Annotated in this window: 20 protein-coding genes and 1 riboswitch; of the genes, 4 read left to right on the forward strand and 16 right to left on the reverse strand. The window is 60.0% G+C overall.

Translation table 11 applies throughout. The annotated features are described in order from the left end of the window. Nucleotides 1-4: 4 nt before the first annotated feature. The 6 genes from EXY20_RS22840 to EXY20_RS22865 all read right to left on the reverse strand — a co-directional run bounded on the left by EXY20_RS22840 (nt 5) and on the right by EXY20_RS22865 (nt 6,858). Nucleotides 5-1,543, reverse strand: coding sequence for an extracellular solute-binding protein (locus EXY20_RS22840; RefSeq protein ID WP_135554427.1), 1,539 nt, complete (start codon nt 1,541-1,543; stop codon nt 5-7). Between the two features lie 60 nt (nt 1,544-1,603). Continuing rightward, nucleotides 1,604-2,485, reverse strand: coding sequence for a carbohydrate ABC transporter permease (locus EXY20_RS22845; protein ID WP_135554483.1), 882 nt, complete (start codon nt 2,483-2,485; stop codon nt 1,604-1,606). 21 nt (nt 2,486-2,506) lie between these two features. Next, on the reverse strand, nt 2,507-3,361 hold the full coding sequence (locus tag EXY20_RS22850) for an ABC transporter permease (protein ID WP_135554484.1): 855 nt from the start codon (nt 3,359-3,361) through the stop codon (nt 2,507-2,509). 161 nt (nt 3,362-3,522) lie between these two features. Then, the gene (locus EXY20_RS22855; protein WP_135554428.1) at nt 3,523-4,557 is read right to left on the reverse strand and encodes an ROK family protein; all 1,035 of its coding nucleotides are present in this window, start codon (nt 4,555-4,557) and stop codon (nt 3,523-3,525) included. After that, nucleotides 4,547-5,716, reverse strand: coding sequence for an N-acetylglucosamine-6-phosphate deacetylase (nagA, locus tag EXY20_RS22860; protein ID WP_135554429.1), 1,170 nt, complete (start codon nt 5,714-5,716; stop codon nt 4,547-4,549). Before nagA ends, EXY20_RS22855 begins: the two co-directional genes overlap by 11 nt. 50 nt (nt 5,717-5,766) lie before the next feature. Next, on the reverse strand, nt 5,767-6,858 hold the full coding sequence (locus EXY20_RS22865) for an ROK family protein (RefSeq protein WP_135554430.1): 1,092 nt from the start codon (nt 6,856-6,858) through the stop codon (nt 5,767-5,769). 399 nt (nt 6,859-7,257) lie between these two features. Between EXY20_RS22865 and EXY20_RS22870 the strand changes: the two genes are divergently transcribed. After that, the gene (locus tag EXY20_RS22870) at nt 7,258-8,343 is read left to right on the forward strand and encodes a Gfo/Idh/MocA family protein (RefSeq protein ID WP_135554431.1); all 1,086 of its coding nucleotides are present in this window, start codon (nt 7,258-7,260) and stop codon (nt 8,341-8,343) included. A gap of 32 nt (nt 8,344-8,375) precedes the next feature. Here the strand turns inward: EXY20_RS22870 and EXY20_RS22875 are convergent, their stop codons facing one another. The 4 genes from EXY20_RS22875 to EXY20_RS22890 are packed head-to-tail and all read right to left on the reverse strand — an operon-like array spanning nt 8,376 to nt 10,781. Next, complete coding sequence (locus tag EXY20_RS22875) at nt 8,376-8,882, reverse strand: GNAT family N-acetyltransferase (protein ID WP_135554432.1); 507 nt, start codon at nt 8,880-8,882, stop codon at nt 8,376-8,378. Between the two features lie 36 nt (nt 8,883-8,918). After that, nucleotides 8,919-9,530 (reverse strand): VC0807 family protein, encoded by a 612-nt coding sequence (locus tag EXY20_RS22880; RefSeq protein WP_135554433.1) that lies wholly within the window; start codon nt 9,528-9,530, stop codon nt 8,919-8,921. 2 nt (nt 9,531-9,532) lie between these two features. Continuing rightward, on the reverse strand, nt 9,533-10,183 hold the full coding sequence (locus EXY20_RS22885) for a DUF2306 domain-containing protein (protein ID WP_135554434.1): 651 nt from the start codon (nt 10,181-10,183) through the stop codon (nt 9,533-9,535). Between the two features lie 16 nt (nt 10,184-10,199). Beyond that, nucleotides 10,200-10,781, reverse strand: coding sequence for a TetR/AcrR family transcriptional regulator (locus tag EXY20_RS22890; RefSeq protein ID WP_167859446.1), 582 nt, complete (start codon nt 10,779-10,781; stop codon nt 10,200-10,202). A gap of 657 nt (nt 10,782-11,438) precedes the next feature. Here EXY20_RS22890 and EXY20_RS22895 point away from each other — a divergent pair. From EXY20_RS22895 to EXY20_RS22905, 3 genes are all read left to right on the forward strand, one after another. Then, nucleotides 11,439-12,644 carry an ROK family protein gene (locus EXY20_RS22895; protein WP_135554436.1) on the forward strand — a complete coding sequence of 402 codons (1,206 nt, stop codon included), beginning with the start codon at nt 11,439-11,441 and terminating at the stop codon, nt 12,642-12,644. A gap of 21 nt (nt 12,645-12,665) precedes the next feature. Beyond that, on the forward strand, nt 12,666-13,703 hold the full coding sequence (locus tag EXY20_RS22900; protein WP_167859447.1) for a zinc-dependent alcohol dehydrogenase: 1,038 nt from the start codon (nt 12,666-12,668) through the stop codon (nt 13,701-13,703). A gap of 293 nt (nt 13,704-13,996) precedes the next feature. After that, nucleotides 13,997-16,216 carry an LTA synthase family protein gene (locus tag EXY20_RS22905; protein WP_135554438.1) on the forward strand — a complete coding sequence of 740 codons (2,220 nt, stop codon included), beginning with the start codon at nt 13,997-13,999 and terminating at the stop codon, nt 16,214-16,216. Nucleotides 16,217-16,301: 85 nt separating this feature from the next. On the opposite strand, the gene EXY20_RS22910 is transcribed toward EXY20_RS22905, so the two are convergent. From EXY20_RS22910 to EXY20_RS22935, 6 genes are all read right to left on the reverse strand, one after another. Beyond that, nucleotides 16,302-17,096, reverse strand: a complete 795-nt coding sequence (locus EXY20_RS22910) for an SDR family oxidoreductase (RefSeq protein WP_135554439.1) — start codon at nt 17,094-17,096, stop codon at nt 16,302-16,304. Nucleotides 17,097-17,418: 322 nt separating this feature from the next. Next, complete coding sequence (locus tag EXY20_RS22915) at nt 17,419-17,898, reverse strand: C40 family peptidase (RefSeq protein WP_235886154.1); 480 nt, start codon at nt 17,896-17,898, stop codon at nt 17,419-17,421. Between the two features lie 5 nt (nt 17,899-17,903). Continuing rightward, nucleotides 17,904-18,041, reverse strand: a riboswitch (cyclic di-AMP (ydaO/yuaA leader). Nucleotides 18,042-18,218: 177 nt separating this feature from the next. Continuing rightward, on the reverse strand, nt 18,219-18,473 hold the full coding sequence (locus EXY20_RS22920) for a hypothetical protein (RefSeq protein WP_135554440.1): 255 nt from the start codon (nt 18,471-18,473) through the stop codon (nt 18,219-18,221). A gap of 5 nt (nt 18,474-18,478) precedes the next feature. Continuing rightward, nucleotides 18,479-19,513, reverse strand: coding sequence for a D-alanyl-D-alanine carboxypeptidase family protein (locus EXY20_RS22925; RefSeq protein WP_167859448.1), 1,035 nt, complete (start codon nt 19,511-19,513; stop codon nt 18,479-18,481). 156 nt (nt 19,514-19,669) lie between these two features. Next, the gene (locus EXY20_RS22930) at nt 19,670-20,770 is read right to left on the reverse strand and encodes a sensor histidine kinase (protein WP_135554442.1); all 1,101 of its coding nucleotides are present in this window, start codon (nt 20,768-20,770) and stop codon (nt 19,670-19,672) included. Beyond that, complete coding sequence (locus EXY20_RS22935) at nt 20,760-21,467, reverse strand: response regulator transcription factor (RefSeq protein WP_135554443.1); 708 nt, start codon at nt 21,465-21,467, stop codon at nt 20,760-20,762. Before EXY20_RS22935 ends, EXY20_RS22930 begins: the two co-directional genes overlap by 11 nt. Nucleotides 21,468-21,542: the final 75 nt, after the last annotated feature.

Genomic DNA, 21,542 nt, shown 5'->3' on the forward strand with positions numbered 1-21,542 from the left:
CGGGTTATTTGCCCATCTTCGCCTTGTAGGCGTCGTTCACTTCGGCAATGATTTTCTGGTATTGCGCGTCGGCCTTCAGCTTCGCCACCATGTCGTCCCAGGCCGACAGCGGCTGTTTGCCCATGATGATCTGGATTTTCAGATCGCTGATTTTTTTCTTGTAATCGCCCCCGACCTGCAGCTCCGTCGGCGACACAAGCCCGAATTTCGGATCGGAAATCGCATATTTGGCCGCTTCGTCGATAATTTTTTTGTTGTTCTGATACATGTCGCCCGGAATGCCGGTGGCGTAAGCTTTCAAGTATTTGTCATAATAAGCGTAAATTTGACCGAACGCCTGCTGCGCGACGATATCCTTGGTCGCTTGCTCCGTCGCTACCTTGAAGCCGTCGACAACGTTGTAATGCACACCTTCGAAGCCGTAATTGCCCAGATCGGAACCTTCCTGGGAAGCGCCATAGTCCATGAAGGCGAGCACTTTTTTCAGCTTCGCCTCCGGCACCGATTTGGGAATGACGAACATGCCGTAGGAGCCTGAGCCGGGCAGCGCGACTTTGGTGCCATCGGGGCTTTTCAAATAAGGCAGTGCCGACAGATCGGCCTTGACCGACTTGTATTGTTTTTCCCCGATCAGCCAGGAGCCCATGTAGTTGCCGCCGATGGCGCCGGCGCCGCCGCTGCGCACCACGTCCTCCGACTGCGACCCCTGCATCACGGCAAAATCCGGGGGAATCAGCTTCGCGTCGTACACCTTTTTCAGCCATTCGATCGCCAGCTTCGTGCCCGGCTCCAGCTCGGTGTCGACCAGCTTGCCGTCTTTCAGTTTCCATTGGCCGTTCGAGCCGTTGAACACGTTATGCGCCAGCGAAACGAAGCCGGTGCCGGTTTCGGAAATGCCGAACGTATCGTTTTTGCCGTTGCCGTCGGGGTCTTTTTCCGCAAACGCTTTCAGTGTCGTGAACAATTGGTCCATGTCCTCCGGAACCGGCAAGCCGAGCTTGGCGATCCAGTCCTTGCGGATGAGCAAGCCGCCGTTCATGAGCGGCCGCACGCGCGGAATGCCGTACGACTTGCCGCCCATCTTCAGACCGTCCCACACTTGCGCCGGGATGGCGTTCAGGTTTTTGTAATCTTTGATGTAGGGGGTCAAATCCCAGATAGCGCCGTCCTTGATCAGCTGCTGGATGTTGGAGGCAAACGGGTCGATGACCAGCGTCAAGTCGGGAATGTCGCCGGAAGCGAGCGTGACATTCAGCTTGTCGCCGTAGCTGTTGCCCGATACCCAGTTGATTTTGAGCGCGGTGTTGGTCCGTTTCTCGACTTCCTTCACCACCACGTTGTCGGCGCCCGGAGGCTCTGTCGTATTGAACGTCACCAGAATCGAAATCGCGGTCGGCGCTTCCTTGCCCGGTGTGCTGTTGCCCGGCTGACCGCTTGCCCCGCCGCTCGAGCCGCTGCCCGAATCCTTTCCGCCGCCGCAGGCGGCCAGCACCGTCGCCGTCGCCAGCAGCAGCGCCGCAGATCCCAAGTACCCTCGCTTCATTTGTAAAACCTCCCTTTCGATTGGTCATGCATGGTCGTACATGGTCGTGCGTTTATCTGCTCATCCCTTGACAGAGCCCACCATGGCGCCTTTGGCAAAATGCTTCTGCAGGAATGGGTAGACCAGCAATACGGGAACCGTGGCGCATACGACCGCCGCCATCTTGATCGCTTCCAGCGGAATCGTTTCGCCGCCGACGAGCATCGCCGCCGCCACGTCCCCGCCACCAAGCGCGGATTGCTCCACGAACAGGTTGCGCAGCACGAGCTGCAGCGGCCACTTTTCAAAATCGTTGATATACAGAATCGCGGAAAAGAACGTGTTCCAGTAGCCTACCGCGAAGAACAGGCCGAACGCCGCCATGGCCGGCAGCGACAACGGCAGGACGATGCTGAACCAGGCGCGGACTTCGTTGCAGCCGTCCATGACCGCCGCTTCCTCGAGCGAATCCGGCAAGCTTTCGAAGAAGCCGTTCATCAGCAGCACGAACCAGCCGCTGGTGAGCACCGGCAGGATGAGCGACCAGACGCTGTTGATCAGGCCGAGCTCGCGCACGACCAGATACGGCGGAATGATGCCGGGGCTGAGCAGGATCGTCAGCAAAATCGCCAGCATGAGCGGCTTGCGTCCGGGCGTGCGCTTGCGCGACAGGCCGTAGGAGAGCGACGAGGTCACCAGCAGGCTGAGCAGCGTGCCGACGACAGCGAGAAAGGCGCTGATGCCCATCGAGCGCAGGAACGTGCGCACCGCAAACAAGTAGCGGTAGGAGTCGAGCGACCATTCGCTCGGGAACAGGGACAACTGCGTGGTCGTAAACGCCGACGGCGCCGTAAACGACATGATGACGACGTAGTAGAACGGGAACAGCGCCGCCAACCCGACGACGGTGAGCGCGCCGACGACGGCTCCGTAGGCCCAGACGTTTCGATGCTGCGCAAGCATGATGACTGTCGCCCCTCTCATTTAATAAATGCCGCCGTCGCCGAAGCGTTTGGCCAGCCGGTTCGCAGATAGCGCCATGACGAAGCCGATCAGCGATTTGAACAGCCCGACGGCGGTGCTGTAGCTGAATTCTCCTTGCTGGATGCCGGCGCGGTACACGTAAGTATCGATAATGTCCGCCACTTGCGAGACGGCGCCGTTCATCATCAGGAACACCTGCTCGAAGCCGGCGTCCATAATGTTGCCCATGCGCAGAATCAGCAGGATGACGACAACGTTGCGGATCGCCGGCAGCGTGATGTGCCACATCTGGCGAAACCGGTTCGCGCCGTCCATCACCGCCGCTTCGTACTGCTGCGTGTCGACGCCGGCGATCGCCGCAAGGAAAATGACCGTGCCCCAGCCGGCTTCCTTCCAGATGCTCTGCAGCGTCAGGAGCGGCCAGAACAGGCGGGAGTCGGTCATGAAGCCGACGGTTTCCCCGCCGAAGTGGGCGATGAGCTGGTTGACCAAGCCGTTCTGCTGCGACAGGAACAAGTACGTCATCCCGAAAATGATGACCCAGGACAGAAAGTGCGGCAAATAGACGATCGATTGCAGCACCCGTTTGTAAAGCTCCGACCGCAGCTCATTGAGCAGCAGCGAAAGGATGATCGGCAGCGGGAAGAAAAACACAAGGTTGAACAGGTTGATCGCCACCGTGTTGCGCAGCAGCAGGTAGAAGTCGGGATGGGAGAAGAAGCGGGCAAAATGCTTGAACCCCACCCAGTCGCTGTGCCAGAAGCCGCGGTAAGGGGAGTAGTCCTGGAACGAGATGAGCACTCCCCACAGCGGCGCGTACTTGAAGACGAGAAAATAGACGAGTCCGGGCAGCATCAGCAGGAACAAGTACCGGTGCTTCCAGGCGCCGCTGCGGGACAGACCGAGCCTGCGGATCACGAAAGACGCACCCCTTTCATGGCAGTTTGGTTGGCAAGTCGAGCATGGTCCGGAAAATAAGGCGGGCTAACGTCGAGATTGTTACTTAGCATTACTAACTAAAGAGGGCCGATGGGCAAACGAAATCCTTCCTTTCCGGGCAAAAGCTCCTGTTCCGCCTGCCGCCCGTGAACGGCGGCAAAATAGGCGGCGCCCACGACGCCGGCTTCGTCGCCGAGCTGTCCGGCGCACAGCTTCGGCGGCCGCTCCCGCTGGAAGTAATGGCCGGCGATGAACGAGCGCAGCGGGTCGAGCAGGAACGGACCGGCTGCGGCCGCGCCGCCGCCGACAATGACAATTTCCGGATCGAGCAGGCAGATGGCGGTCAGCAGCTTCTTGCCGAGCGTCGCGCCGACAAAGGCGAAGACGCTTCGCGCCACTTCGTCTCCTTGCAGGCACGCCTGGTAGACGTCGTGGGAGGAGAGGCGCTGCGGCTCCGGCAGCCGCGCGAGCAGCGTTGCCGCGCCTTCCCGCACTTTGGCGCGGGCGAGACGAGCGATGCCGGTTGCCGAAGCGATCGTCTCCAGGCAGCCGATCTGGCCGCAATTGCAGCGCCATTCGTTGCCTTCGACCGGATCGTGGCCGATCTCCCCGGCGTTGTAGTTGTGCCCGCGGATCAGCCTGCCGTCCAGCATCAGGCTCATCGCCATGCCGGTGCCGAGCGTCAGGCACACGATGTTGCGGTAGCCCCGGCCGGCCCCGGCAATCGCTTCGCCGAGCAAGTACAGGCGCACATCGTTGTCGATGGCGACCGGCCTGTCGAGGCGCCGGGCCATCTCCGCCGCCAGCGGGACATTGCGCCAGCCCAGATTGGAGGCGCCGAGCACAACGCCGCATTCCGAGTCGACGCGGCCCGGCACGCCGAGGCCGACACGGCCGATGCGCCGGCCGTCGCCGGTTGCCGCGGCCAGCTCGCGGATCGCGCCGGCCAGCCGGTCGAGGAACGGGGCCGGATGGCCGGGCGCCGCCGCGCCGGGAAAGGCGGCCGTGTCGATCCGGCATGTGCCGAGCACGGTCAGCGTGTCGTCGAGCACGCCGATCACCGTGTTCGTGCCGCCGATATCGACCCCGACAAGTATTTGGTCAGCGTCCATACACTTGCCGCCCTTTCACGTAAGTGGCCTGCAGCTGCAAATCGGCATCGACCACGATAAAATCGGCGTCCATACCGACCGCCAGCGCTCCTTTGCGATGCTGCGCACCGGTCAGCCGGGCGGGTACTGTGGTGAAGGAAGGCAGCACCCGCTCCGGCGCATACCCGGTGAAACGCAACGCGTTGCGCAGGGCGGCGATCATCGTCAGCGAGCTGCCGGCGAGGCTGGAGCCGTCCTTCAGGTAAATCGCGCCGTTCGTCATCACCTTGTGCCCGTATTCGCCGTCCGGCAGACCGGCGCAGGAGACGGCATCGGTAATGGCGCATACGCCGTCAGCGGTCTTCAGGTCGAACAGCAGCTTGACTACCGCGGGATGGACGTGGATGCCGTCGGCTATCAGCTCGGTTGTGAGCTGCGGCAGCGCCAGTCCGGCTCCGGTCAGGCCGGGTTCGCGGTGGTGCAGCGGCCGCATGCCGTTAAAATGGTGGGTCGTCATCGTCGCGCCCAGACGCACGGCTTCTTCGGCCTGCGCGTAAGTGGCGTCGGAGTGGCCGAGCGACACGGCGATGCCCCGTTCGAGCAGCCAGCGGATCGCTTCCGCCGCCCCTTCGATTTCCGGGGCGATCGTCATTTGCCGGATTGCGCCGGGGGCGTCCGCCGCATACAGCTCCAGCTCCGCGATCGTTGCCGGGCGGAGGTGCGCCTTATTCTGCGCTCCGGCCCGCACGGCATTCAGGAACGGCCCTTCGAGATGGATGCCGAGCAATTCGGCTCCGTCCGTACCGGCGGCCATCGCGGCGACCGCGTTCCGCACCGCGCTCCGCGTGTCGGCGACGGAGGCAGTTCCGGTCGTGGCGAGAAAAGCCGTCGTGCCGTGGGCGGCGTGAAACCGGCTCATGCCGTTAACGCTTTCAAAAGTGGCGTCCATCATCTGGAAGCCGCCGCCGCCGTGAACATGCACGTCGATCAAGCCGGGCATGATGCCGAAACCGCCGGCGTCCACGATTGGCGCCGGTTCGTCCGGCGGCGGCTGCCAGTCGGCATCGCCGACGCCTTCAATCCGGCCGGTCGGACCGACCAGCAGTTTCCCTCCCCGGACCGGCCCCTCGGGCAAATAAATCGTGGCGTTGACATACAGCTTGCGAATGGACTGGTGCATGGACGCGTTTCCCCGCTTTCTTCGTTCTTCGCGTTTGCGGCCCGCTGCCGCTACAATTGATTGAGCGCATCGCCGCGCGCTTGCTCGAGCGCCACGCTGAGGGCGCCGTAAACGGCGGCTTTGCGGCCGGCCTGCGATTCGATCAGCGGCGGAGGCTCGACCGGCGTATGCTTCTCCAGAATGCGCTCGAGCTCGGCGCGATGCCGCATGACCGATGCGGCGTGCCGCCCGCCGATGATCACAAGCTGCGGATTCAGCATGCAGATCAGGTTGACGAGCATCATCGCGATGTAGGCGATGCGGCGCGGCGACAGCAAGTCGCCGTTCGGTTCGTCGCCGTCGTCGCGGCCGAAGACGAGCGTTTCCAGCGCGCCTTCCTCTTTAAACTCCATCAGGCATTGAGCCGGATCGAGCAGCATGTTGCCGAGCTCGCCGGCCGCGTTCTGGCTGCCGCGGAACAGCTCGTTGCCGAGGATGATGCCGGCGCCGATGCCGTCGTCGATATTGACGAACACGATATGCTCGTAGCGGTCGCCGAGATGGTTCCATTTTTCCCCGAGCACCGCCATATTCACATCGTTGTCGACGATGACGCGGGCGGACAGCCGTTTCGTCAATTCCGCTTCGATATCGGTCGGATCGTTTTTCAAGTGCAAGTAGTTTTTGGCTCTTGCTTCGCTCTTGACGCCGTGCATGCCGAGCGCTACCGCGGCCAATCGTTCGAGAAATCCGGGGAAGCGCCCGTCGATGCCGCCCAGAATCGCGACGATTTCCCGGGCGATTTCCATCATGCTGCCGGTTTGCTTGGACGGGACTTCTTCGTAATGAATGATCGTTCCGGCAAAATCGGCCACCGCCACCTGAAAATGGCCCAGCTCCGCGTTGATTCCCGCCGCATAACGAAAATGCTCGTTGACGCACACCAAGGTGGAATTGCGGCCGATGCTGTTCGTGTTGCCGGCGCTTCCTTCGTAGAGCAAGCCGTGTGCGAGCAGCTCCCGGACATTGGCCGACAGCGAAGGGAAGCTCATGTTCAGCCGCTTGACCAAGTCCGCGCGCGAAGTCGGGCCGTGCTGGAGCAGGCTGCGAACGATCAGTTTTTTGTTCATGCGCGATATCGTTTGGGGAGTGCCTCGTTCCATAAATCATTCTTCCTCTGCGCTAAAATGGGGTCCGGGACGCTTCTTCATTACAGAATCAGAAAGGATAAGCTTCGGAGCGGAACTTCCTGATTCGGCATGAAAAGTTAACGCTAAAGCCGGGCCAACTTCTTCGAAGTGCTTCGATAGAAGCTTCTATTACTAAGTAATCCTAACTAACTAAAACAATAAAAAACGATGGCTGTTTTGTCAAGCTCCAATTTTGAAGGCCGCCGCGGCAAAAAAACCGTAGTTGACTAATTCAACCGAGTTGAACTATAATTCCCCTTGTTGAAACGATCGCTTACAGCCAGATGCCGAATCTGGTCGGCTTGCAGTTCCATCTCGGCCGAGCGTGTTCCAGGCGGGGCGCGGCTCGGCTCATCCATTGGAGGGGTTGGCATGCATCAGTTTCATGTGAAGTACAATTTCGAATTCGAACGCAAGATCAAAGCCTGCTTTATCGGTGCCGGCGGGCATTCGTTCCGCAATGTGTACGCCGCGTTTCCGTATGCGCCGGTCGACCTTGTGGCCATCTGCGACCAGAATGAGCAGCGGGCGGCGGATTACGCCAGGCAGTTCGGCGCGCTTCGCCACTACAGCGATGCAAACGAGATGCTGGAGAAGGAACAGCCGGACGCCGTGTTCATCGTCACCGCCTATCACCCGGACGGGCGCGTGCAAGCGACCGATCTGGCCCTTGACGCTTTGCGCCGCGGCGTGCACGTGTGGATGGAGAAACCGACAGCGGCCAGCGTCGAAGAAATCGAGGCGCTGCGGGAGGCCGGGCGCGCCGCGAACAAATTTGTGATGACCGGATTGAAGAAAGTGTTTTTCCCCGCCATCGAAAAAACGAAACAGCTCATTTCCTCGCCGGAATTCGGCCGGCCGGCTTCGATTTACGTCCGTTATCCGCAAGCGCTGCCTGCGGCCGAGGATCGCGCCGTGTTGAAAAAGATGACAAGCTTCCTCGACCACATCTATCATCCCGGGGCGATCCTTCACTATTTGATGGGGCGGGTTTCCAGCCTGGTCTACGATCGCGAGCCGTTCAACGGAGGCTCCGTTACCAACCTGCGATTCGAGTCCGGCGCTGTCGGCACGATGCATCTGACGGCGGGCATCTCGGGGTCCAGCCCGCTCGAGCGGCTGGAAATTGTCGGCGAGAACGCCAATGTCGTGGTCGACAACGGGGTGAAGCTGACTTATTATCGCAAGGCAAACCGCCCCGCTTACGGCCGCAGCGCCTCGTACATCGTGCCGGACGAAACCGCCCCGCTCGTCTGGGAGCCGGAATTTTCGCTTGGCCAGCTGTACAACAAGAACATCTTCTACCTCGGTTACGTGCCGGAGATCGTTCACTTCTGCGAAAGCGTGCTGGCGGACACGCCGCCGGTGAAAGGAACGCTGGACGCGTCGCTGGAAATCGCCAAGCTGTTCGAAGCGTACCGTTTCGGGCCGGAAGGGGAACGTATCGTGCTGAATTAGCGCTGCCTGTGCGGGAAGTACGGGCCGTTGCATTACAGACGCTTCTCCATGCATAAATACGGCTCCTTGCGCAGCGGGAAGCGGATCGTGCCGACTTCGGCATACCCGGCCCGGCGGTACAGCTCGACCGCTCCGGGATTGCCGGTATAGACGTCGAGCCGGATGCTCGTGCCTCCCGTCTCCCGCGCCCGCTGCTCGGCGAATTGCAGCAGCCTTTTGCCGATGCCCCGTCCCTGGTGCTCCGGATGCACCGCCAGCCGGTGGATGCATGCCGGTTCTCCGGCGCGGTCGGACCACGGCAGGCCGCTGTACCGGCCCGTCTGGCGGCGATCGACGACAACGGCGCCGACGATGCGGCCGTTGCCGTCGCAAGCGCCAAATGCGGTTTCCCGCTTCAAGTCGCCGCGGATTACGAACCGGTTCGGGTAGAACCGGTCCCACTGGCGGACGCCGTTCGCGCGCAGAACCGCCGCCACGGATCGATACAAGGCTCGCAGGTCCGGCAAGTCCTGTTCGGTCAATTGCAGGATGGCCGACATGGTGCCATCTCCTCCTTTCGCTTGTGCTCGACGCCGTTACGCGACCCGCAGCTTGATGCGTTTGAATTTCGCGGCGGAGTGGCGGCGGTAAACGAGCGTCCACAGCACGGCGGCGCCAATGAATCCGTACAGCACGAAATTCGACAAGGCGAGATAACGTTCCGTATCCATCCGATACACCATCGCGATGCGAACGGCCGCTTCCCCGGTAAGCATGATCCCCCAGACGAACGTCATCAGCCGCATCACGAAGCGGAAATAGCCATATTGCCAACTGGCCGGAAAATCGTTGTTGCCGACAAAACGCAGCGCCAAATAATACATCAACGGCCGGCGGAACAGCAGGGATGCGAGGAACGCGAGTCCGACCGCGGCGGTGACAAGCGATTCGCGGACGAGCAGCAGCTTTTCGCTGCCGCCGATCAATACCAGCACGAACGTCAGGATGAAGGTGGACAGCATCAAAGCGCCGAAGGCGTCCAGCTTGTGATGCCGGATCAGGTGAACGATGTTGTCGAACAACGGAACGAGGGTGGCGATCGTCAGTGCGCCGAGCCCGTTCATATATTCGGACAGCCACATGTACAGCAACCAGGGAACAACGCCATTAATCAGCAAGGTAACAATGATGTACATCGGTCTGGACATGGTCAGATAGCTCCTTCAATAGTGGAAATGGCGCGTTTCGGTTGCGCTTTTCGCAGATACAGTTCGGTCACGATCAGGTTCAGGGCGATCGAAAGATAGACGGACAACGGGAACGTAACGCTTTGCGGCGCGTCGAACGACAGCTCCGCGATCCCCAGTACGATGCGGAACGTGACGAAGACGAAGGTGACCGCATAGCTGCGCAGCATCCATTGCCGATGGGCGGCGACACGGCCGCGGACGATGTGGCGAATGCCGATCGCCGTCGTTCCGAACCAGACAAGATCGAGGAACAGGAAAGCGATCGTGGCTGGCGTTCCGCCGGTGGCAAACAAAGCGATGTAAGGCACGGCCAGCACATTGAGCAGAATCGCTGCTCCATATATTCGCCCCAGCTGCTTGTGCCGCTTCGGATTGCGGCGGCTCCGCTGCGTCAGCTGCCAGGCGCCGATCAACAGCGCTGCGACGCCGAGCGCGATGTGCGGGTAGAAGAAAAGCTTCCACATCGCATAAGGGAACGAAGCGTCCGCAAGCTTGGCTGACACCATGGCGGCTTGTTCGGGTTTGTAAACGACGTATTGGATGACCACATATAGGGTGAGCAAATAGGCGGCGATGTAAATGACGGGCAGCAACCATTTTTTGTTCAGCATTGATGTTCCGGCTCCCTCACTGCAGCGTGCGCGCCATGAACGCCATCAAATCCTGCACGGTCATCCGGCTTGGCTCCTGCAGAATCGTATTTTGCACCCTCATGCCGTACACGAACGTCATCAGCGATTCTGCGATTCTGGCGCTGTCGACGGCGGCCGGGATCGCGCCATGCATTTTGCCCACGTCGATCCAGCTCGCGCACGTTTGCAGCGTATATTCATACACTTCCCGCACCATGGCGGCAATTTTCGGCTGGTCGGTCTGGCTCAGCATGTAGAGAAAAATTTTGTTGCCGACATCCTCATGACTCGCGGAACGGACCATGCTTTCGGCGATCAGCCGAAGCGGGTTGTCCAGTCCGTTCGTTTGTGGACTCGCAACTGTGGCGGCGAAACGGGCGTTGAGCTGTTCGACGCGCGCTTTCAGCACCAGGCCGAACAGTTCGTCCTTGCCCGAGACGTAATGGTAGATGGCGCCCTTGGACAAGCCGGTGCGCCCGATGATGTCCTGCAGCGTCGTCTGGCGGCAGCCTTTCTCCTGAATAAGCGCTTCTGCTGCCTCCATAATCGACTGGAAGCTGGCATTGGGAGCTGTCATGGGGATATCCTCCTCGTTATTTGTAAACCGACCGTCGGTTTGTTGTGAAATCAATATAGCATACCGACCGTCGGTCTGTAAAGGGTTGTTGAGAGGAAGAAGCTCCGAATGTTTTCGGGTTAATCGATTGCTGATCCATATACTGGTTGCTCCGCTCCAGAGGAAGGGGGGGGCCTGGCTCGAGCATGGGCTCAAGCGACAACGTCCCATGCCATTTCAAGCCCTCATTTGCGTCACTGGAGCGTTTCTGACCACCTCATCGCTCGGCTTGGGCGGCTTGGGGCAAAATAGGCCATATTAAATGGCTTATTGCCCCCATTTCGGAGGTCTCATCGAAAATAGCCAGTGAAAACACTGGTTATTTCGGTCAAACAGCCTCAATTCGGGCAGATGGACACGAATAACCAGTGAAATCACTGGCTATTTTGAGGTGACTGTCTATTATTGATGAAATAGGCCATAAAAAGTGGCTTATTTTCGCCATTCCCTTATTGTGCCGCGTTAACCTGTTTACATTGAAGCTCCCTCCTTGTCCAAAACCGAACTGGAGGAGGGCGCACCTCAGCCTCTAAAATCAGTTGACGGCACCGCCGGCCGGAGACTAAAATAATTTCCATAAGGACTTTATTAAATAAATTAATAAAGAGTGGAGGCACGATGGCCAGCGCAGCAGAACTGAAACGCGGCAATTTGCTTGAGCTGATTAATGCGATTTGGCGCAAGGAGTCGTTTACGAAGCCGGAGCTCGCCGAACGGACCGAACTGACCGGGGTCACCGTGCACCATGCGGTGAATGAATGGCTCGCCGCAGGCTTCGTCGTCGAGCAGGGCGCCGCTCGTTCGAACGGCGGCAGGAAAGCGGCGCTCTACCGGATGAACGCCGCATTCGGCTCGATCGTCGGCGTTCACGTCGGCATTCGCGGCTTTCATGTCGGCGTCTACGATTTGCGGCTGACGCTGCTGCACGGACGCCGCTGCGATGCCGACCTCGTCTACAACCCGTCCGTCATCGAACGGCTGGCGGCGGAGATCGAAGCCGCCGTCCGCGACAGCGGAGTCGGCGCAGAGCAAGTGCTCGCCGTCGGCATATCGCTGCCGGGTCAGGTCGATTACGCGGGCGGCACGGTGCTCAACCTGACCAACGTGCCGCATTGGCGCGGCATCCCGCTGAAGCGGCTGCTGGAGGAACGGCTTGGCGTCGACGTTATTCCCGACAACGACAACTGCGGCACGATTCTTGCGGCCAAATGGCTGGGGCTGATGAAAGAGCGGGCGGACGCCGTTTACCTGTCCATCGGCGACGGTGTCGGCACGGGGGTCATGGCGCAAGGGAAGGTCGTGCGCGGCAAACATGCGAACGTCGGCGAAATCGGCCATATGACCGTCGATTACAACGGCGCGCCGTGCAATTGCGGCGGCCGCGGCTGCATCGAAACCGTCGCTTCGAACCGCGCCGTGCTGGCCAGGCTGCAAGCCGCTCTGCCGCAAGCGGGAGCCGCCGCTCCAAGGCAGCTTGCCGACTATGTGGCGCTGGCGCGCGAAGGCGATCGCACGGCGCAACGCATTTTCCGCGAAACCGCCGCGTTCGTTGGCCTTGCGCTCGATATTGCGGTCAAGGCGTACGATCCCGAGTTGATGATTGTGCAGAACGACTGGCTGCCTCATTTTCCGGAGTTGTTCGCCGAATTGGTTGACGGGGTGTACGCCAAGTCGGCCTGGCTGCGGGGCGGCGGGCTGACGGTGTTGCAGAACCCGATTCCCGAACTGGAAGCGATCGGGGCGGCGGCGCTGGTGAAGGAGCGATTGGCGGCGGAGGTGGCCGGCAACCCGCTGCTCGCCCGCTTGACGGCGACACACAGATGACACAGAGGAGGCTATATGAAGATGAACGATAACAGGATGAACGCCATCGTTTTTGAAGCGCCCGGGCAACTGGCCTACCGCCAGGTGGAGCGTCCGGTTTGCGGCCCGGACGAAGTGATCGTCCGCATCCGGCGGATCGGCATTTGCGGCACGGATGTGGAGATGTTTCACGGGCATATCCACAAGGCTAAATTCCCGATTATCCCCGGTCACGAATGGGCCGGCGAAATCGTCGAGCTCGGCGGCGCAGTAAGCGGCTACCGCATCGGCGACCGGGTCGTCGGCGAAACGACGATTTCCTGCGGCCGCTGCCGCAGGTGCCGGAGCGGCGCTTACAACATGTGCGAGCGGCTGTCCGAGAACGGCATCTTCGGCAAAAACGGCGCCGCCTGCGAGTACATGGCGTTCCCGGTTCACGGCATGCACCGGTTCGACAGCCGGCTCAGCTACGACCAGGCGTGCCTGATCGAACCGTCGGCGGTCGCGTTCCGCGGCCTGGAGAAGCTCGGCCTGTCGCAGCAGGATACGCTGGCCGTCATCGGGCCCGGCACGATCGGGCTGCTGACGGTAGCGGCTGCCAAACATCGCGGCGTGCGCAAGGTCGTGCTGGTCGGCTTTCAGGAAAGCCGGCTGCAGCTCGGCCTCAAGCTCGGCGCGGACGAAATCATCGATTTGAGCAGGGAATCGTACGCAGAGCGGGCGCTTGAAGCGACGAACGGCGACTTGTTCAGCGCGGTGGTCGAAGCGTCGGGCAACGCCGAAGCGTGCGAGCAGCTATTTTCCATCGTCGGCCCCGGCAGCAAGGTACTGCTGCTCGGCACTTACGGCGAAAAGCTGCCGCGCATCGACGCCAACAAAATCGTCGACAACGACATGGTCATTCACGGCTCGCTCAGCAGCCCGGGCGTCTGGGACGCCGTCGTTGACTGGATGGAATCGACCTCTTTGCCGGTTACCGATCTGATCACGCATCATTTTGCGTTGTCCGAATACGAAGCCGCGCTGCGCCTGATCGAAAAACGCGACCCCTCTGTGCTGAAAGTCATGCTGGAGCCGTAAACGAACTCGCGCCGCGAACATTAAAGTTTCATTAAAAACGTTTCATTGCTTCGCGTTAAGGTTACTAATCAAAAGACGACAAAGCCGGTTGCCGCGTGCGCCGGCTTATTCGGCGCGGCCCCGCGGAGGTGGAAGTTGCTGCATCGTTTTCCTGAATCTAGATATGGAAATGTAAGGAAACTCTAATGAAGCATTAATAAAATCTCCCTATACTGCCCATAACGAGTTGTTTGGGACTGCTTGTTTGCTGCCGCGCGTCAAGCGAGAGAAAGAAAGAAGGGAGAGAACCTCTTGTGACTGTAGTCAAAAAAATCAGGAAACGCACCACGGCGTTTTTTGCCGCGCATCGTCCGTTGTCGCTGCTGTTCGGAGCCGTGCTGCTCGTTGCGGGGGCGCTGCTGCTCGCCGCCGGCGTGGAGCTGATCCAACGCGGTTCGGCGCATGCGGTATGGACGTGGATCGACGGAAACCGCCACTCCTACTACATGAATGCGGGGATCGACTTTTTTGTCCTGCTGCTGATTTATTGTCTCGTCGGCTCGTTATTCCTTGGCCTGTCGTTGACCGCGCTTTTATTATTCGTCGTTTCGCTCGTCAGTTATTATAAAACGAAGCTCATCGGCGACCCGTTTATGCCCTGGGACCTGTTTCTCAAGAAAGAGGGCATGGACATTATTCCGCTCGTAACCGGCACCTCCGCCATGCTCAAGCTGGCGTATGTCGTGGCGATTGCGCTGGCTGTCATGCTGTTCCGGCTGTTCCTGCCGAAGCTGAAGCTGCCGATCGTCTATCGCGGGCTTGCGGCGCTGGTCGCCTGCTTCATGCTGTATTCGCTTAGCTTCAAACCTGTCTGGACGGGCGATGTCGCGAACAAGCTGGGCATCCAGGACATCAACTGGAACCAGGCGCAAAATTACGACGTCAACGGCGTTACCCTCGGCTTCGCCATGAACGTGAAAAACGCGGTCGTGCCGAAGCCGCCCGGCTACAACCAGGCAGCGGTGGAGACGATCGCCGCGGCGCTGCCGGCCAGCCTGACTGCCGGCCGCGAGGACGTGGCCGTGGCCAAATCCGGCGGCTTGCAGCCGAACGTCATCTTCATCATGAGCGAGTCGTTCTGGGATCCGACGTTGCTTCCCGACATTACGTTCAGCGAGGACCCGCTGCCGACGATCCACAAGCTGCAGCAAACGACAACGTCCGGCTATCTGCTGTCGCCCCAGTTTGGCGGGGGTACGGCCAACGTCGAGTTCGAGGTGCTGACGGGCGAATCGATGAGCCTGCTGCCGGCAGGTTCGATTCCGTACCAGCAATACATCGGCCGTCCGACGCCGAGCCTGGCCAGCTATTTTGGCGATCAAGGGTATAAAAGCATGGGGATTCACACGTACGAAGGCTGGTTCTGGAACCGCAACACCGTGTACAAGAATCTCGGCTTCCAAAGCTTCATGAGCAAGGAATACTTCTCGAATCCATCTTACAGCGGCGGCTTCATCTCCGACGACGAGATGGCGAACGCCGTGATCAAACAAGTCGACAGTACGGATAAGCCGATGTTCATCTACAGCGTCACGATGCAGAACCATGGGCCGTACGACATGGAGCGCTACTCGACCAACCCGATTACGGCAACGGGCGACAAATTGACGGCCGATTCCAAATCGATGCTGGAGATGTACACGCACGGCGCGCACGAAGCGGATCAAAGCTTGCAGAAGCTGATCGACCACTTCTCTTTATCCGACGAGCCGACGGTCATCGTTTTTTACGGCGATCACCTGCCGATGCTCGGCTACGATTACGAAATTTACCGTCAGGGCGGTTTTGTCGGCTCCGCCAATTCGGCGGAATGGTCGCTTGAAGAAACCCGGAAGATGCACAGCACGCCGCTCGTCATGTGGTCGAACTTCCCGATGGAGACGGAGAAGCTGCCGGCGGTCAGCAGCTCGTTCCTCGGCTCGTACGTGCTGGACCGTCTCGGCATGCAGCAGCCGGCGCAGTTCGCGTTCAACTACGATCTATATACGAAAATGCCCGGTCTGCTGAAAAATCTGGTCGTCGGCGCAGACGGCGAACTGCACGCCCAAGTGCCGGAAACGTTCCAGAACGAAGTGAACCAATACCGCGATCTGCAATACGATACGCTGTTTGGGAAACAGTTCCTGCAGCAGATCACGAACGAAAACTTCCTGGTCAACTATCCGGTGCAAGGCTACAACGAAGAGTTTACGGACGTTGCGATCACCAGTATCGAGCAGAAAGAACTGGCTTCCGGCGAAATCGAGCTGACCATCTCCGGCAAAAACTTCTACGACGGCGCTTATGCGGTCGTAAACGGCAAGAAGGTGGCGCCGGACAGCTTGTCGTCCGACACGATGGTCATTTCGGTGACGAAGGATCTGCTCAAAAAGCAGGACAGTTTATCGATTCAAGTGAAACAATTGAACTCGAAAAATGTGCAGCTTGCGCAGTCGAACGTCGTGCAAGTCGACGTCAACCGCCCGCCGGTATAGGCCGCCGCGGCTGCAATGAAAAACCGCCCCATCCCGCACTGCCGCGGCGAGAGGGGCGGTTTTTTGCGCTGCGGTCGCCGGCGGTTCAGCCGCGAATCAACGATTCGGCGCCGTCGATGTAAATTTCCGTGCCGGTGATGTGCGACGACTCGTCGCCGGCGAGGAACAGCGCCAACTCGGCTACCTGCTCGGGCGACCCGGGCTTATGCGTCAGCGGTATGTCGCCGCCGTCCGGGAATTGCACCGGAATGCGGATTTCCTCCACTTCCGGCGTCGGGTGCGTGCTCTCGTCGATATGCGTACGGATTGCACCGGGACAGATAGCGTTGACGCGAATGCGGTACCGTGCCAGCTCGAGCGCCGCCATCTTCATAAACGCGACTTGTCCGGCTTTGCTTGTGCTGTAGGCCGAGAAGCCGAAGTTCGAGAAGATGCGGTTGCCGTTCACCGAGCTGGTGACGATGATGCTGCCGCCTTGCTGTTTGAGCAGCGGGACGGCGTATTTGACGGTGAGGAAGGTGCCTTTCAGGTTGATGTCGATCGTCCGGCTCCATTCCTCGGGCTCCATCTCTTCGATCGGCGCCAGCACGCCGTTGATGCCGGCGTTGGCGAACACGATATCGAGCCGGCCGAACTGCCGGTTCGCTTGCTCGAACGCCGCCTCGACGCCGGTCGGGTCGGCGACGTCCGTCAGCGCAATGAAGCATGCGGCGCCTTCCCGCTCGATTGCGTGCCGCGTCTCTTCGGCGCGCGCTTTATCGCGCTCTACGATGCACACCGACGCGCCGTGGCGGGCAAAAGCAAGCGCCGCGCCGCGGCCGATGCCCGAGCCGCCGCCGGTGACAAGCGCCGCTTTGCCGTTCAATCGTTTGGACATGATTGCGATGCCTCCTTTTGGGCTTCTTTGAGTTTTGAATTGGGGTCAAGATGAATTTACACGTCCTGCGCTTGACGCAAACTGGCGATATTGCCCGGAAAAATATTTTTTCGGTGCGATGAAACTTCCATGACGTTCGAAACGTCAATAAGGGTATGAACGAAAGGTTGGTTTAGTTTGTCTGGGAAGCGGCGGATTTAACCGCTGTTTCATAGGCGAAGGAACGGGGTATAAGAGGGTAAGAGCGGCAGGAGGCATGGAAAAAGCCCCAACCGCGTTTGGACCGGAAGGTCTGCCGCAGCCAGGGCTTTTGGGAATATGGGTGTTACTGCGCTTCCTCGATCTCTTTCGTCAAGTCGTTGTAGAGGTCGTCCCACAGCACGCGTCGGGCGGAAACGTAACGGGTCGAATAGTACTTGCTGTCGAGCCGGTCGATCGTCACGCCGATATTCGTGGCGGAATGAACGAATTCACCGTTGCCCCAGTAGATGCCGACGTGGGAGATGCCCGAACCGTCGGTGTTGAAGAATACGAGATCGCCTTTGCGAAGATCGCTTTTGGAGACCCAGTAGCCTTCGGAGTTTTGCGCTTTCGAGCTGTGCGGCAGGTCCATGTTGAACTGGGAGAAGATGTAGGCGGTGAATCCGGAGCAATCGAAGCCCTTCGGCGTCGTGCCTGCCCAACGATAAGGCGAATCGGATACGGCGTCTACCATTCGGTCCAGCTTGGAATCCGCAAAAACGGTTCCCGCCGAAAAACAAAAAAGCGCCACTGCTGCAAAAACAAACAGAAATGCCTTTTTCAACAAAGACGGCTCCTTCCGGATGCCTACGAGGTTAGCTGAGGGTTCGGTTGAAGGTTCCCTATGATCCCTTGCTTTCGAGATCAATTCACCCAGAAATTGGTTCCCCCGTTTCCCGAAATGCGGGAATTCGGCAAATTTCTATTATTTTTTTTTGCAATCATTTTGCAATAACTTAATATATTCTGCAGGCTTGTCAGAATTCCTCCCAACGGGACAAAAAAATTCCCGATTTTGGCGGAATTTTTTTGTGTGGACGAATATGCGGGGATGTCGAAGACAAGATTTGGATCAGATGCTGTTTCGATACATTTCGACAGCGTTTAATGGGGGGCCGCGGAAGCTCCGTGCTGGCGGATGGCGGCGCGCATCGCCAGCTTGCGCATATGGCGCGATTGCTGGGACGCGTCCAACCGGTAGAAGCCGTTGTCGCGAAACAGTTCGCGCAAGGTGCTTTCGGCCGCCAGCAGCGACTGCCGCTCGTTGCCGAGCAGGGCGTAGCAGACGCGGTAGCATTCCGTTTCGAGCGAACGGAGGACGGCCGTCCTTGTATGAAGCTGCGTCGTTTCGGTAGGCATGCCGATCATCTCTCTTTGGACTTGATGGTGTTGAAGCCGTACGCGAGCAGTTGTGCAGAGTCGGTCCACACGCCAACGCTGGTCGAATGCATCGCCACGGCGATGATGCTGCTGCCGCCGCGCGTCGCGGAGGAGACCAGGCAGTAACCGGCTTGATCGGTGAAACCGGTTTTGACGCCGGAGACGCCTTGCACGTAGTAACCGCTGTCCGGCTGCAGCAGCAGGTTGCGGTTGACGAGCGGGAGCGAACCGCCGGCGCCCTGCAACTGGGCGTTGTAAGAGCGTTTCGCCACTATGGTTTGGAAAGCGGGGAGCTTCATCGCCGCCTGGGCGATCAGCGCCATGTCACGCGCCGTCGTATAATGGTTTGCGTTGTGCAGGCCGTGCGGGTTGACGAAGTTGGAGCCGGTCGCGCCTGCTTGTTTGGCGCGGGCGTTCATCAGCGCGACGAAGGCGCGAGTCGCCTTGGCGGCGCTAAGCGACGGCGACTTCTCGCTTTGCCGGCCGATGTAGACGGCGACCGCGCGGGCGGCGTCGTTGCCGGAAGGCAGCAGCATCGCGCCGATCAGGTCGACGAGCTTCAGCCGTTCGCCCGGAACAAGGCCGGCCGAGCTTTCGTCGGCCTCTTCAGGCTTCACTTCGTCGCCGACGGTGACGATGTCGTTCAAATTGCCGCGCTCGATCGCAACGAGCGCCGACAGCACTTTGGTTGTGCTGGCCGGGTACACTCGCTTCGTGTCGGCGGCGCGGTACAGCACGTCGCCGCTTGCCGCGTCGATCACGATCGCCGCCTTGGCGTCCAGGTTGCCGATGGCGGGCGTGCCGTCCGTTGCCTTGCCGGCGTTCTTCCCGGCGCCGGCGGCTTCCGCGACGGCCGAAGGTCCGCCGCCGCCTTGCTCCTTGCCGCTGGGGGCTGCGACGTCCGCCGCCCAGCCGTGCAGCCGGGTCGTAAGGGCGGCGAACCGTCCGTCAGCGGCGGCCGACCATAACAGCAGCCCGGAGAGCACGGCCAGCAGCGTCAGTTTGAATCGGTTGGTCATCCTATATCGGCCTTCCTTCATCCTCTATTCGCTGTGCTTTTCTCGAATCCTACGATAGCGGATAAGGTTTAAGAGAAGGATAAGAATTCGTTAACTTTTCCTTAAGATGCGACGGCGGACGCTGCTGCAGCGCAAAAAAAAGAGCCCCTCGTCAGGCTAGGGCTCCTGGGAAATCAGCGGCAATCGCACCTCGAAGCGCGTCTGCGCTTCGTCGCTGGCCGCGTGGATGCTGCCGCCGTGAAGCAGCGTGATGTTGCGGGCGATCGCCAGCCCGAGGCCGGAGCCGCCGGCTTGTTCGCCCCGCGACTTGTCCACGCGATAGAAGCGCTCGAACAGATGGGGCAGGTCGCCGTAAGGGATGGGATCGCCATAGTTGGTCACGGAAGCGACGGCGCTGCCGTTCTCGCCGATCAGCGCCAGATCCGCGTAGCGGCCGGCGCGGCCGTAGGCCAGTGCGTTGGTCAGCAAATTTTCGAAGATGCGGACCAGCTTGTCCCCGTCGGCCATGACCATGACGCGGGCAGGGGGGAGGGACAGCCGCAGCTCCATTCCCGCGGCTTCCGCATCCAGCCGCATATGCGCCGCCAGCTGGCCGAGCAGCTCGCCCAGATCGATCGGCGCCGCATGCAGCTTCATGCCGCCGCTCGTGCGCGTATACTCGAACAGGTCGTCGATCAGCCGCCGCATGCGCTGCGACTTGTCGTAGGCGATACTGACGTAGTAGCGCAGCTCCGGCTCGTCGCGGTAGCGGTCCTGATCGATCAGACCGAGGTAGCCGGTGATTGACGTCAGCGGCGTACGCAAGTCGTGCGACACGTTCGAGATCAGCTCGGCCTTGGCCCGCTCCGACCGGCGTTCTTCCTCGATCGACTGGTGCAGCCGTTCGGCCATGCGGTTGATATTGGCGGCGAGCACGCCAAGCTCGTCCTCGGTGTCGAGCCGGATGCGCGATTGCAGGTTTCCGTCGGCGATTTGCTGCACGGCTCGCGTAATCACCGCCATATCGCGGATCATGGAGCGGCTGAGCAGCAGGAAAAACGCAACGAACGACAGAACGCCGATCGTCGCAACCGCGGCCGGGACGCCGACGCTGCGATAGACCCATTTGACGAACGTCTCCAGAAAGCCCATATCGAAGAAGGTTGCTATTACCGCTGCTACGTACAGCACGCCAAGCAGGGCGGCCGTCGAAGCGACGCTCATCCCGAAGAACAGCAGCATTTTCCAGCGGATGCCGAACAGCAGCTTAGCGATCAATTTTGTAGCCGACCCCCCACACCGTCTGAATCAGCTTGGCGCCTTCGGTTTCTTTCTCCAGCTTGTCGCGCAGCTTGCTGATATGGACCATGACTGTATTGTGCGATTGGTAATAGGGGTCGCCCCAGACGCGCGTGTAAATGTCTTCGGCGCTGAACACGCGCCCGGGGTGGCTCGCCAGCAAATACAAAATGTTGAACTCCAGCGACGTTAGCGTAACTTCGCGGCCTTCGACGGTGACGGCGTGGTTCGTCTTGTCGATGACGAGCGACTGCAAGCGAATGACGCCGGGATCGGCCGCCTGCTGGAGCTGCGGATTCAAGCTGTAGGAGCGCCGCAGCAGCGACTTCACCCGGGCGAGCAGCTCGAGCGGGTTGAACGGCTTCACCATATAGTCGTCGGCGCCGGTGGCGAGGCCGAGAATTTTGTCCATGTCTTCGGCCTTGGCGCTCAGCATCAGAATCGGAATGCCGCGTTCGGCCCGGATGCGGCGGCACACCTCGATGCCGTCCAGCTTCGGCATCATGACGTCGAGAATGACGAGTTGGACCGTCTCGCGCGCCAGCACGTCGAGCGCTTCTTCGCCGTCCGCCGCTTTGAACACCGTGTAGCCCTCGTTTGCGAGGTAAATGTCGATCAGTTGGACGATCGCCGGGTCGTCGTCGACGACCAGCAGCTGTTTGGGCGACGTTTGCATGGCAACAGCTTTCCTTTCGCACTTTCGCGTTTTCGCGTTGTTGCCCACATTCTATCACAACTGGCTCATTGTCGG

It is taken from the genome of Paenibacillus cymbidii, assembly GCF_004764705.1.
Taxonomy (GTDB): domain Bacteria; phylum Bacillota; class Bacilli; order Paenibacillales; family NBRC-103111; genus Paenibacillus_AN; species Paenibacillus_AN cymbidii.

Excerpts from the sequence above, each read along its gene's own strand:
- EXY20_RS22885 (WP_135554434.1), bottom strand. The coding sequence starts at position 10,183 with ATGCTGAACAAAAAATGGTTGCTGCCCGTCATTTACATCGCCGCCTAT.
- EXY20_RS22920 (WP_135554440.1), bottom strand. The coding sequence starts at position 18,473 with ATGCCTACCGAAACGACGCAGCTTCATACAAGGACGGCCGTCCTCCGT.
- EXY20_RS22935 (WP_135554443.1), bottom strand. The coding sequence starts at position 21,467 with ATGCAAACGTCGCCCAAACAGCTGCTGGTCGTCGACGACGACCCGGCG.
- EXY20_RS22880 (WP_135554433.1), bottom strand. The coding sequence starts at position 9,530 with ATGTCCAGACCGATGTACATCATTGTTACCTTGCTGATTAATGGCGTT.
- EXY20_RS22840 (WP_135554427.1), bottom strand. The coding sequence starts at position 1,543 with ATGAAGCGAGGGTACTTGGGATCTGCGGCGCTGCTGCTGGCGACGGCG.
- EXY20_RS22870 (WP_135554431.1), top strand. The coding sequence starts at position 7,258 with ATGCATCAGTTTCATGTGAAGTACAATTTCGAATTCGAACGCAAGATC.
- EXY20_RS22845 (WP_135554483.1), bottom strand. The coding sequence starts at position 2,485 with ATGCTTGCGCAGCATCGAAACGTCTGGGCCTACGGAGCCGTCGTCGGC.
- EXY20_RS22895 (WP_135554436.1), top strand. The coding sequence starts at position 11,439 with ATGGCCAGCGCAGCAGAACTGAAACGCGGCAATTTGCTTGAGCTGATT.
- EXY20_RS22865 (WP_135554430.1), bottom strand. The coding sequence starts at position 6,858 with ATGGAACGAGGCACTCCCCAAACGATATCGCGCATGAACAAAAAACTG.
- EXY20_RS22900 (WP_167859447.1), top strand. The coding sequence starts at position 12,666 with ATGAACGATAACAGGATGAACGCCATCGTTTTTGAAGCGCCCGGGCAA.
- nagA (WP_135554429.1), bottom strand. The coding sequence starts at position 5,716 with ATGCACCAGTCCATTCGCAAGCTGTATGTCAACGCCACGATTTATTTG.
- EXY20_RS22890 (WP_167859446.1), bottom strand. The coding sequence starts at position 10,781 with ATGACAGCTCCCAATGCCAGCTTCCAGTCGATTATGGAGGCAGCAGAA.
- EXY20_RS22875 (WP_135554432.1), bottom strand. The coding sequence starts at position 8,882 with ATGTCGGCCATCCTGCAATTGACCGAACAGGACTTGCCGGACCTGCGA.
- EXY20_RS22850 (WP_135554484.1), bottom strand. The coding sequence starts at position 3,361 with ATGCTGCCCGGACTCGTCTATTTTCTCGTCTTCAAGTACGCGCCGCTG.
- EXY20_RS22925 (WP_167859448.1), bottom strand. The coding sequence starts at position 19,513 with ATGACCAACCGATTCAAACTGACGCTGCTGGCCGTGCTCTCCGGGCTG.
- EXY20_RS22855 (WP_135554428.1), bottom strand. The coding sequence starts at position 4,557 with ATGGACGCTGACCAAATACTTGTCGGGGTCGATATCGGCGGCACGAAC.